11 protein-coding genes are annotated in these 11952 nt (G+C 62.8%); all 11 read left to right on the top strand.

Annotation, left to right across the window (positions count from 1 at the left end; translation table 11 throughout):
* Window positions 1-21: 21 nt before the first annotated feature.
* Window positions 22-1017 carry a TIM44-like domain-containing protein gene (locus tag P3T18_RS08520; RefSeq protein WP_429299479.1) on the top strand — a complete coding sequence of 332 codons (996 nt, stop codon included), beginning with the start codon at window positions 22-24 and terminating at the stop codon, window positions 1015-1017.
* Between the two features lie 168 nt (window positions 1018-1185).
* Entirely contained in the window at window positions 1186-1830 is a 645-nt protein-coding gene (locus tag P3T18_RS08515; protein ID WP_429299478.1) for a ubiquinone biosynthesis accessory factor UbiJ, read from the top strand.
* Window positions 1831-1845: 15 nt separating this feature from the next.
* The gene (gene ubiB / locus P3T18_RS08510) at window positions 1846-3423 is read left to right on the top strand and encodes a ubiquinone biosynthesis regulatory protein kinase UbiB (protein WP_429299477.1); all 1578 of its coding nucleotides are present in this window, start codon (window positions 1846-1848) and stop codon (window positions 3421-3423) included.
* Between the two features lie 17 nt (window positions 3424-3440).
* Complete coding sequence (locus P3T18_RS08505; protein ID WP_429299476.1) at window positions 3441-4064, top strand: methyltransferase domain-containing protein; 624 nt, start codon at window positions 3441-3443, stop codon at window positions 4062-4064.
* Window positions 4065-4243: 179 nt separating this feature from the next.
* The gene (locus P3T18_RS08500) at window positions 4244-4630 is read left to right on the top strand and encodes an FmdB family zinc ribbon protein (protein ID WP_429299475.1); all 387 of its coding nucleotides are present in this window, start codon (window positions 4244-4246) and stop codon (window positions 4628-4630) included.
* 76 nt (window positions 4631-4706) lie between these two features.
* Complete coding sequence (locus P3T18_RS08495; RefSeq protein WP_429299474.1) at window positions 4707-5360, top strand: DUF502 domain-containing protein; 654 nt, start codon at window positions 4707-4709, stop codon at window positions 5358-5360.
* Between the two features lie 64 nt (window positions 5361-5424).
* Window positions 5425-7224 (top strand): aspartate--tRNA ligase, encoded by a 1800-nt coding sequence (aspS, locus tag P3T18_RS08490; RefSeq protein ID WP_429299473.1) that lies wholly within the window; start codon window positions 5425-5427, stop codon window positions 7222-7224.
* A 183-nt stretch (window positions 7225-7407) separates the two neighbouring features.
* Entirely contained in the window at window positions 7408-7908 is a 501-nt protein-coding gene (gene nudB, locus P3T18_RS08485; RefSeq protein ID WP_429299472.1) for a dihydroneopterin triphosphate diphosphatase, read from the top strand.
* Window positions 7905-9164 carry a cardiolipin synthase ClsB gene (gene clsB / locus P3T18_RS08480; RefSeq protein ID WP_429299471.1) on the top strand — a complete coding sequence of 420 codons (1260 nt, stop codon included), beginning with the start codon at window positions 7905-7907 and terminating at the stop codon, window positions 9162-9164. Before nudB ends, clsB begins: the two co-directional genes overlap by 4 nt.
* Window positions 9165-9391: 227 nt before the next feature.
* The gene (locus tag P3T18_RS08475; RefSeq protein ID WP_429299470.1) at window positions 9392-9991 is read left to right on the top strand and encodes a TetR/AcrR family transcriptional regulator; all 600 of its coding nucleotides are present in this window, start codon (window positions 9392-9394) and stop codon (window positions 9989-9991) included.
* A gap of 99 nt (window positions 9992-10090) precedes the next feature.
* Window positions 10091-11878, top strand: coding sequence for an acyl-CoA dehydrogenase C-terminal domain-containing protein (locus P3T18_RS08470; protein WP_429299469.1), 1788 nt, complete (start codon window positions 10091-10093; stop codon window positions 11876-11878).
* The last annotated feature ends 74 nt before the right edge of the window (window positions 11879-11952 follow it).

The following is an 11952-nucleotide window of genomic DNA, read 5'->3' as shown; positions in this document are numbered from 1 at the left end:
TTTTTAAAGGAAAGTACGAAAATGTCCGATTCAGGTGTGTTATCTCCCCGTAAGGTTGGGCGGTCGCTGGCGAGAAGAATCGGACTGATCGCGATGGTCGGTCTGATCGTGGCCGGCTCTGTCGCTTCGCTCGATGCGGAAGCTCGTCGCATGGGCGGTGGCCGTAGCATTGGCCGTCAGTCGAACACTGTTCAACAGCAGCATCAGGCGACGCCGTCGCAACCTTCCCAAAGCAATCAGGCCATGCAGCAGCGCGCGCAGCCCGCGCCGTCGCCGACGCCGCCCGTGGCGCAGCCGAACCGCTCGCGCTGGCTCGGACCGATCGCGGGTCTCGCGGCGGGTCTCGGTATCGCGGCGCTTCTGTCGCACTTCGGTCTGGGCGGCGCGTTCGCGGGCGCCATGGCCAACATCATCGTGATCGCGCTGATCGCAATGATCGGCATCTGGCTGATCCGCCGCTTCATGGGCCGCAAGCGCGACACGGCGCAGCCGGCTTACGCGGGCGGCTCGCCGTCGCTGAACGCCGGCGGCACCGGTTATGCGCAGGAACCGCGCTACAACGCTCCGCCCACCGGCTCTTACCTCGAGCCGCAAGGCAATCCGCTGAGCACGCCGTCCATCGCCACGCCGACTGCGGTTCCGGCCGGCTTCGACTCGGAAGCTTTCCTGCGCAACGCCAAGGTTTATTTCGTGCGCCTGCAGGCAGCGTGGGACGTCGGCAACATCGAAGACATCCGCGAATTCACCACGCCGGAGATGTTCGCCGAGGTGCGGGTGGATCTGTCGTCGCGCGGGGCGGGTTCGAACCAGACCGACGTGGTCCAGTTGAATGCTGACCTGCTCGGCGTCGAGGAGCGCGCCAACGAGTATTTCGCGAGCGTGCGCTTCTCCGGCCTGATCCGCGAGTCGGCGGGCGCGGCGGCCGAACCGTTCGTCGAAGTGTGGAATCTGTCGAAGGCGAACCGTCCCGGCGAAGGCTGGCTGCTGGCTGGTATCCAGCAAGTGCAGCAGCACTGAGCCGGCGCCGCTGCGGCAACACCGCAAGAGCAGGGCGGCGCTGGCCGGCCGCCTTGATTTTGCGCACAGGATTGGCCGTTCGGCATAGCAGGCCGCGAAGCGAACGGACGTTACAATAGGAACCCGCGCGGGCACCTCGCCTGCGCGGGTTTTTTCTTGCCACTTTCAATGACCCTCGCCGCCAAGCCATTCGCCGCTGCCGTCAATCATCTGCTCGCCCGTGAATCGTGGGCTCGTGAGCGCCTTGCCCCCTACGCGGGCAAAACCGCCCGGTTGTCGTGTCCGCCGGTCGTGCTGAGCTTGCTCGTGCAGCCCGACGGCTATCTGGCCGCGGTCGATGAAACCGGGGCGCAGCAGTTCGACGTCACGATTTCGGTGCCCTCGGATGCGCTGCCGGCCTTCGTGCAAGGCGGTCAGGCGGCCGTCATGAAGCACGTGAAGATCGAAGGCGACGCCGAGTTCGCAACCGTGATCGCGAAGCTGGCCGAGCATCTGCGCTGGGAGCCGGAGGAAGATCTGGCCAAGCTGATCGGCGACGGTCCGGCGTGGCGGGTGGCGTCAGTGGTGCGCTCGGTCGGCGAACACGTGCAGCGCAGCGGGCGCAATCTGCTCGATACGGCCGCCGAGTATCTGCTGGACGAAAACCCGCAACTGGTGCGGCGCGCCGCGCTCGACGGCTTCAACGTCGAACTCGCCCGCGCGCGCGACGCGCTGGCGCGGGTCGAAAAGCGCATCGAGCGTCTTGAACAGAAGGTCGAAGCCCGCGGCGAGAATGCGCCGGGCGGCGCCGCCACGTCGCGCGGCACGCGCTAGTCACCGGGCACAACTATGCGTTTTCTGCGTTTCCTCAAGATTTTCTTTACCGTCATCCGTTTCGGTCTCGATGAGATGATGCTCAGCCGCGTCAACGACCGGCGCGTGCGTCTGCTGTTGCGTATCACCACGATCGGCCGCAAATTCGACGCACCGCCGGGTGTGCGTCTGCGGCTTGCGCTGGAAAGCCTCGGCCCGATCTTCGTGAAGTTCGGTCAGGTGCTGTCCACACGGCGCGATCTGTTGCCGGTCGACATCGCCAACGAACTCGCCAAGCTGCAGGATCAGGTGCCACCGTTCGATTCCGCGGTCGCGATCGGGCTGGTCGAGAAGTCGCTTGGCGCGCCGGTCGACGTCCTGTTCGACGACTTCGAGCGCGTGCCGGTGGCGAGCGCGTCGATCGCGCAGGTCCACTTCGCAAAGGTGAAGGCTGGTCAGCACGCGGGCAAGGCGGTCGCGGTCAAGGTGCTGCGCCCGAACATGCTGCCGGTGATCGACTCCGACCTTGCCTTGCTGCGCGACATCGCCGTATGGGCCGAGCGCCTGTGGGCGGACGGCAAACGTCTCAAACCGCGCGAGGTGGTCGCCGAGTTCGACAAATATCTGCACGACGAACTCGATCTGATGCGCGAGGCGGCCAACGGCAGCCAGTTGCGCCGCAACTTCGCCGGGCTCGACTTGCTGCTCGTGCCGGAAATGTACTGGGAGTTCTGCACGCCCACCGTGCTGGTGATGGAGCGCATGGTCGGTGTGCCGATCAGCCAGGTGGAGACCTTGCGCGCGGCGGGCGTCGATATTCCGAAGCTGGCGCGCGAGGGCGTCGAGATTTTCTTCACCCAGGTGTTTCGCGACGGCTTTTTTCACGCCGACATGCATCCGGGCAATATTCAGGTGAGCCTCGATCCCGCGCACTTCGGCCGCTATATCGCGCTAGATTTCGGCATCATCGGCGCGTTGTCGGACTTCGATAAAAACTACCTCGCGCAGAACTTCCTTGCTTTCTTCAAGCGTGATTACCATCGCGTTGCCACGCTGCATCTGGAGTCGGGCTGGGTGCCGCCCACTACGCGCGTCGAAGAACTCGAAAGCGCGATCCGCGCGGTATGCGAGCCGTATTTCGACCGCGCGCTGAAAGATATTTCGCTCGGTCAGGTGCTCATGCGCCTCTTCTCGACCTCGCGCCGTTTCAACGTCGAGATCCAGCCGCAGCTCGTGCTGCTGCAAAAAACCATGCTCAACGTGGAAGGTCTCGGCCGTTCGCTCGACCCCGAACTCGACCTGTGGAAGACCGCCAAGCCTTACCTCGAACGCTGGATGAACGAACAGATCGGTCTGCGCGGCTGGTACGAGCGGCTCAAGATCGAGGCGCCGCAGTGGAGCAAGACCCTGCCGCAGTTGCCGCGTCTGATTCATCACGTGTTGGCCGAGCGTCACGACAATACCCGCGGCGCCAACGACGACATGATCCGGCAGATTCTGCTCGAACAGAAACGCACCAACCGGCTGCTGCAGGGACTGCTGCTGTTCGGCGTGGCGGTCGGCGTCGGTGCCGTGCTGGCACGCGCGTTCCTCGCGTTCGCATACGGCGGTTGATCCGCAAGGAGTGGCAAATGAGCGATCCTAAGCAGGCGCCCGTGCCTGAATTCGAGTCCCGCGATCCCAACTCGCCTGAGTTCTGGAGCGAGCGCTTCGAGCGCCGTTTCATGCCGTGGGATCAGGCAGGCGTGCCGGCCGCGTTCAAGGCGTTCGCCGACCGGCATCCCGGCGCACCGGTTCTCATTCCCGGCTGCGGCAGTGCTTACGAGGCACTATGGCTCGCCGGCCGCGGCAACCCCGTGCGTGCAATCGACTTTTCGCCGGCGGCCGTAGCGGCGGCGCGCGAGCAACTCGGCGCGCAGCATGCGGACCTGGTCGAGCAGGCCGATTTCTTCACCTACGCGCCGCCTTTCGAATGCGCGTGGATTTACGAGCGGGCTTTCCTGTGCGCGTTGCCGCTGGCGCGTCGCGAAGACTACGCGCGGCGTATGGCCGAACTGCTGCCGGCGGGCGCGTTGCTGGCCGGCTTCTATTTTCTCGGCGCCACGCCGAAAGGACCGCCGTTCGGCATCGAGCGGCCGGAACTCGACGCGCTGCTCACGCCGTACTTCGATTTGATCGAAGACGAAGCCGTGAACGATTCGATAGCCGTTTTCGCAGGACGTGAGCGCTGGCTCACGTGGCGTCGCCGAGCCTGAAGCGTCGGCGCCGGCTTCGAGCGCCATGCGGCCGCACTTGATTCGCGAGCGGTCGCCCCCATTTATGCGAACGGCGGCTGCGTCGGGCGTTCGTCCCCAAAATCCGGGGAAGGGGTGTCGTTTGCGGCTATAATTCAAGGCTTTGCAAGCGTTTACAAGATTTCAGTAGGGAAAAGATCATGCCGATCTACGCTTATCGTTGCGAATCATGCGGCTTCGGGAAGGACGTGCTTCAGAAGATGAGCGACCCCCAGTTGACGCAATGTCCCGAATGCGGGAAAGACAGTTTTCGCAAGCAGGTGACTGCAGCCGGTTTCCAGTTGAAGGGCTCCGGCTGGTACGTCACCGATTTCCGCGGCGGCAACGGCGGCGCGAGTGCGCCTGCCAAGCCCGACGCGAACGGTGCCTCGAATGGCAATGCGGGCGAGAGCGCCGCTACCTCGAATGGCAACGCCGCGAAGTCCGATTCGGCTCCTGCCAGCGGCACGGCCGCGGTTGCAACGCCGGCCGCGCCTGCAGCCGCAGCGGCCGCTCCGGCGAGCACGAGCGGTTCCGGCAACGCCTAGCGGAACAGCCGTCCATTAGGGCGGCGCACACGCCGCGCGACGTTTTTCGGCCTCGCGCGGCTTTCTGGCGGTACACATGACGACGAAAAAAACGACGCTCAAATCGGTGTTTCTGACTGGCCTGCTGGTGCTGGTGCCTCTGGCCATCACACTGTGGGTGCTCGGCCTGATCATCGGCACGATGGACCAGACGCTGTTGCTGTTGCCGCGTTCGTGGCAGCCGGAGCGGGTGTTCGGCTTCCGCTTGCCGGGTCTCGGCGCGGTGCTTACATTGGCGTTCATTTTTGTCGTCGGGCTGTTGACGCAGAACTTCATCGGGCAGAAGCTCGTGAAATGGTGGGAAGTCGTCGTTGCCCACATTCCGGTGGTCGGCCCGATTTATACCAGCGTCAAGCAGGTGTCCGACACATTGCTGTCGAGCAGCGGCAACGCGTTTCGCAAGGCCTTGCTGATCGAATATCCGCGTCGCGGTTCCTATACGATTGCGTTTCTGACCGGCATTCCGGGCGGCGACGTGGTCAACCACCTGAAAGAAGATCACGTCAGCGTGTATGTGCCGACTACGCCGAACCCCACGTCCGGCTTCTTCCTGATGGTGCCCAAGAGCGAAGTGATCGAACTCGACATGACGGTCGACGCTGCGCTCAAGTACATCGTCTCGATGGGCGTCGTGGCGCCGTCCGCGCCGCCGGCGCCGGTGCGCCGCACGACAGTCGAGCCTCCGCTGTAATGCCGGTGCGCAGTGCTTCGCCGCTGCGCGCCGTTCAACCCATGCAAAACGAAAGACAAACATCATGTCGATGAGATCTGAATACTGCGGTCTGGTGACCGAAGAACTGTTGGGCCAACCCGTTTCGCTGTGCGGCTGGGTCAGCCGTCGCCGCGACCACGGCGGCGTCATCTTCATCGACCTGCGCGATCGCGAAGGCCTCGTTCAGGTCGTGTGCGACCCGGACCGCGCCGAGATGTTCAAGGCCGCCGAAGGCGTGCGCAACGAGTTCTGCCTGCAGATCAAGGGCGTGGTTCGCGCTCGTCCGGAAGGCACCACGAACGCCGCGCTCAAGAGCGGCAAGATCGAAGTGCTGTGTCACGAGCTGATCGTGCTGAACGCGTCGATCACGCCGCCGTTCCAGCTCGACGACGACAACCTCTCGGAAACCACGCGTCTCACGCATCGCGTGCTCGACCTGCGCCGTCCGCAGATGCAGCACAACCTGCGTCTGCGTTACCGCGTCGCAATCGAAGTGCGCAAGTATCTGGACTCGCTCGGTTTCATCGACATCGAAACGCCGATGCTCACCAAGAGCACGCCGGAAGGCGCGCGCGATTACCTGGTGCCGTCGCGTACCAACCCGGGCCAGTTCTTCGCACTGCCGCAGTCGCCGCAACTGTTCAAGCAGTTGCTGATGGTGGCGAACTTCGATCGCTACTACCAGATCGTCAAGTGCTTCCGCGACGAAGACCTGCGTGCCGACCGTCAGCCGGAATTCACGCAGATCGACTGCGAAACCTCGTTCCTGTCGGAACAGGAAATCCGCGATCTGTTCGAAGCGATGATCCGTCACGTCTTCAAGGAAACGATCGGCGTCACGCTGGACGAAAAATTCCCGGTCATGCTGTATTCGGAAGCCATGCGCCGTTTCGGTTCGGACAAGCCCGACTTGCGCGTGAAGCTCGAATTCACGGACCTAACCGACGCCGTGAAAGACGTCGACTTCAAGGTGTTCAGCACGCCGGCCAACACGAAAGACGGCCGCGTTGCCGCGATCCGCGTGCCGAAGGGCGGCGAGCTTTCGCGTGGCGATATCGACAGCTACACGGAATTCGTGCGCATCTATGGCGCAAAGGGTCTCGCGTGGATCAAGGTCAACGAAGTCGCCAAGGGCCGTGACGGTCTGCAAAGCCCGATCGTCAAGAACCTGCACGACGAAGCGGTCAAGGCGATCATCGAGCGCACCGGTGCGCAAGACGGCGACATCATTTTCTTCGCAGCGGATCGCGCGAAGGTGGTGAACGACAGCCTGGGCGCGCTGCGTCTGAAGATCGGCCATTCGGAATTCGGCAAGGCCAACGGCCTGGTCGAAACCGGCTGGAAGCCGCTGTGGGTGATCGACTTCCCGATGTTCGAATACGACGAGGAAGACAACCGCTACGTCGCCGCGCATCACCCGTTCACGAGCCCGAAAGACGAGCACCTCGAGTATCTGGAAACGGATCCGGCGCGCTGCCTCGCCAAGGCTTACGACATGGTGCTGAACGGTTGGGAAATCGGCGGCGGCTCGGTGCGTATCCACCGTGAAGAAGTGCAGAGCAAGGTGTTCCGCGCGCTCAAGATCAATGCCGAAGAAGCGCAGGCCAAGTTCGGCTTCCTGCTCGACGCGCTGCAATACGGCGCGCCGCCGCACGGCGGTATCGCATTCGGTCTGGACCGCATCGTCACGATGATGGCCGGCGCCGATTCGATCCGCGACGTGATCGCGTTCCCGAAGACGCAACGCGCGCAGTGTCTGCTCACGCAGGCGCCGAGCGAAGTCGACGAGCGCCAGTTGCGCGAGTTGCACATCCGTCTGCGTACGCCGGAACCGAAGGCATAACGGTCCCGGTATCGAGCGGCAAGATCGGAACTGCCAGAACATCGGCAGTTTCAAGCAAACGAAAAAGGCGCGTCATGCGCCTTTTTCGTTTTTTGCGTTACAGTCGATGCAACCGGTCTCGACCGCTCACCTGGACCACTTGCGACATGTAGCGCGCCAAGCGTTGCGCCCAGTTTCCACGCCATGCCGAAACCGCCAAAGATCCCGCAATCCGTTCTCGTCGTCATTCATACGCCCGCGCTCGAGGTGCTGCTGATCGAACGCGCCGATCATCCGGGCTTCTGGCAATCCGTCACGGGCTCGAAAGACCAACTGGACGAGCCGCTCGTCGAAACCGCGGCGCGTGAGGTGGCGGAAGAAACCGGAATCACCGTGGGCGGCAGGCTGGTACCGGCCGATTGTCTATTCGACTGGCAGTACTCGATCGAATACGAAATCTATCTGGAGTTCCGCCATCGTTATGCGGAAGGCGTGATCCACAACACCGAGCACTGGTTCAGCCTGTGCGTACCGGAGCAGCTCGACGTCGTTCTCGCGCCGCGCGAGCACACGGCGTTCGTCTGGCTGCCGTTCGAAGAGGCGGCCGAGCGTTGCTTCTCGTCGTCGAATGCCGATGCGATTCTGCAATTGCCGCGCCGACTCGACAAGCGTCAGGCCGGTCGCGCCGGGGAGCGTTCCCGATGAGTATCGGCGGCGCACGCCGCTTCGCGCGACTCCGGCAGTCGCTTCTCGGTCGCCGCTACTGGCAGCGTTACCGTTTCACGAGCGGCAACGAAGTCAAACTCTTGCGCTCCGGCGACGAATTCTTCGCGGCACTGGTCGAGCGCATCGACGCAGCGCAGCGCGACGTCGTTCTCGAAACCTACATTTTCTGCAACGACGAAGCCGGCCAGACCGTCAGCGCGGCATTGCTGCGCGCCGCCTCGCGCGGCGTGAAAGTGCGCGTGATTACCGACGGCATCGGCACCGCGCGGCTCGATCTGTTCAACGAGTGGCCGGTCGCCGGCATCGACCATCGCATCTATAACCCGCATATTTTCGGACGCTTCGGTTTCTCGCGCACGCACCGCAAGCTGGCCGTCGTGGACGACCAGTTCGCTTATTGCGGCGGCATCAACATCGTCGACGACTACGAAAACAACGGCCACCGCCTGCCGTTCCGGCGCTGGGATTTCGCGCTCGAATTGCGCGGACCCGTCGTGGCCGACGTGCGTCAGGCCTTCGAGTTGCAATGGCGGCGCATTCGCCTCGGACATCGTCCGCTGGAAGCGCTCGGACCGGACCTCGGGCCGCAGGCTGTCGCGTCGCTGGGCACCTTGCGGCGGCGTCGCCGCAGCCGCAACGAAGCGCTGTGGGCCGGCGGCCAGCCGTGTGTCGCGTTCGTCGCGCGGGACAACCTCGTCAATCGTCGTGCGATCGAGAAAGCGTATCTGACGGCAATCGGCCAGGCGCGACGTGAGGTGCTGCTCGCCAATCCGTATTTCATGCCGGGCCGCAAGCTGCGGCGGGCGCTGGTGCTGGCGGCGCGGCGTGGCGTCGAGGTGAAACTCATCATCGGACGCAAGGAGTTCGCGGCGCTGGATTACGCCGTGCCGTTTCTGTACCGTTCCTTGCTGAAGGCCGGCGTGCAGATCGCCGAGTACGAGAAAACCCTGCTGCACGGCAAAGTGGCCGTGGTGGATTCGAATTGGGGAACCGTTGGTTCGTCTAATCTCGACGCGCTGAGCCTCATGCTCAACAACGAAGCCAACGTGGTGCTGGTCAACGACGCCGCGATCGACGCCCTGCGCGAAGCCATCATCGCCGCCTTCAAAGACTCGCGCCGGATCGACGAAGCGCGCTACGAAGCTCGTCCGGCCGGCGAGCGGCTGGTGAACTGGCTGGCCTACAACACGTACCGCGCGGTCATGAAACTGCTGACAGTAGGCGGTTATGACTAGGCGCTCCTTTCCTCTCTGATACGCGCAAGGACGCGACGCCAGGATGAAGACAAAAGAGAAGGCAAATGCCTCTAAAAAAATCCACTTCGTCTGATTGCAGGATGTCGCAGAATTGAAACTCGGTTAGAAACCGGTTTCTAATAAAGTCCTTGTTTCGCGGACGGCAGCACTCAATAATAGTACGGCCGTTCGATTTTCTTTCGGTCACATTAGAACGGTAAAAAGCTATGCGAAAAGGCGAACAAACGCGAGCCGCGATTCTCGATGCAGCACTCGATCTGGCAAGCCGCGACGGACTGGAAGGTCTGACGATTGGGCTGCTGGCCGAGCGCATGCAAATGAGCAAAAGCGGTGTGTTCGCGCATTTCGGGTCGCGCGAAGATTTGCAGGTCGAAGTCGTGCGCGAATATCACCGCCGGTTTGAAGAAGAGGTGTTTTTCCCGAGTTTGCGCGAGCCCCGCGGCTTGCCGCGCTTGCGCGCGATGATTTCCCGCTGGATCGAGAAACGCATTCAGGAAGTCACCACGGGATGCATCTATATCAGCGGCGCCGTCGAATACGACGATCGTGGCGATAACCCGGTGCGCGAGCAACTGGTGTCGAGCGTGACGATCTGGCGTGCGGCGCTCACGCGCGCAATTTCGCAGGCAATGGAAGAAGGGCATCTGCGAGCCGACACCGATCCGCAGCTGATGCTGTTCGAACTGTACAGCTTCACGCTCGGTCTGCATCACGACGCACGCTTCCTGCACTTGCCGGATGCAGTGCGCCTGACGTGGGCCGCGCTGGAAAAATTGATTGTTTCGTATCAGAGCGAAAGCCGTTAGCGGGGCCGCCGGATTTCATCCATTCCAGCGGCGCCTAAAGATCCGATCCACGGACTCAGCTAGCAGCCTGGCTCCTTGTCAAACTTGGGAGAGAGAGTCATGGGACAGTACGCCGCGCCGCTGCGCGACATGCAATTCGTGTTGCACGAGCTGCTTAACGTCGAAGCCGAAATCAAGCAGATGCCGAAGCACGCGGATCTCGACGCGGACACGATCAACGCCGTGCTCGAAGAGGCCGGCAAGTTCTGCTCCGAAGTGCTGTTCCCGCTCAATCACAGCGGCGACCAGGAAGGCTGCACGTACGTCGGCGACGGCGTCGTGACCACGCCGAAGGGTTTCAAGGAAGCCTACAAGCAGTACGTGGAAGCCGGCTGGCCGGCGCTCGGCTGCGACCCGGAATATGGCGGTCAGGGCTTGCCCGCATTCGTCAACAACGCGCTGTACGAAATGCTCAACTCTGCGAATCAGGCGTGGACGATGTATCCCGGCCTGTCGCACGGCGCGTACGAATGTCTGCACGCGCACGGCACGCCGGAACTGCAGCAGCGCTATCTGCCGAAGCTGGTGGCCGGCGTGTGGACGGGCACCATGTGCCTGACCGAGCCGCATTGCGGCACCGACCTCGGCATCCTGCGCAGCAAGGCCGAACCGAACAGCGACGGTTCGTACGCGATTAGCGGCACCAAGATTTTCATCTCCAGCGGCGAACACGATCTCTCGGAGAACATCGTTCACCTGGTTCTCGCGCGTCTGCCGGATGCGCCCAAGGGCACCAAGGGCATTTCGCTGTTCATCGTGCCGAAGTTCATCCCGAACGAAGCGGGCGAGCCGGGCGAGCGTAACGGCGTGAAGTGCGGTTCCATCGAACACAAGATGGGCATTCACGGCAACGCTACCTGCGTCATCAATCTCGACAACGCGACGGGCTGGCTGGTCGGCGAACCGAACAAGGGCTTGAACGCCATGTTCGTGATGATGAACGCCGCGCGTCTGGGCGTGGGCATGCAAAGTCTGGGTCTGACGGAAGTCGGCTACCAGAACTCGCTGGTGTACGCGAAAGAGCGTCTGCAAATGCGTTCGCTGACGGGCCCGAAAGCGCCGGAAAAGGCCGCCGACCCGATCATCGTCCATCCGGACGTGCGCCGCATGCTGCTCACGCAAAAGGCTTATGCGGAAGGCGCGCGCGCTTTCTCGTACTGGTCCGCGCTGCATATCGACAAGGAACTCTCGCACGCCGACGAATCGGTGCGCAAGGAAGCCGCCGATCTGGTCGCGCTGCTCACGCCGATTCTGAAGGCGTTCCTGTCGGACAACGCGTTCGAGAGCACCAACCACGCCATGCAGATCTACGGCGGCCACGGCTTCATCGCCGAGTGGGGCATGGAGCAGTATGTGCGCGACGCACGCATCAACATGATCTACGAAGGCACCAACGCGATTCAGGCGCTGGACCTGCTGGGCCGCAAGATTCTCGGCGACATGGGCGCCAAGATGAAGAAGTTCGGAAAGCTGGTGTCGGAGTTCGTCGAAGCCGAAGGCGTGAAGCCGGAAATGCAGGAGTTCATCAACCCGCTCGCCGACATCGGTGAAAAGGTGCAGAAGCTGACGATGGAAATCGGCATGAAGGCCATGCAGAACCCGGACGAAGTCGGCGCTGCCGCCGTGCCGTATCTGCGTACCGTCGGCCATCTGGTGTTCTCGTACTTCTGGGCGCGCATGGCGCGCATCGCACTCGACAACGAAGCGTCGGGCGACCCGTTCTACAAGGCGAAGCTCGCCACCGCGCGTTTCTACTTCGCCAAGCTGTTGCCGGAAACCGCCATGACCATCCGTCAGGCGCGCGCCGGTTCCAAGTCGATGATGGAAGTCGACGAAGCGCTGTTCTAAGCCGCCCCGTCACGACGGGCGCCGCGCGATTCGACACAGGGCGCGGCGCTCCGTCAGACCATCATCGCGACACA

Origin of the sequence: Paraburkholderia sp. GAS199, assembly GCF_050436585.1 — a bacterium.
GTDB lineage: Bacteria > Pseudomonadota > Gammaproteobacteria > Burkholderiales > Burkholderiaceae > Paraburkholderia.
The sequence above is the reverse complement of the archived record's forward strand: the minus strand, read 5'-3'. Positions and strand labels throughout refer to the sequence as shown.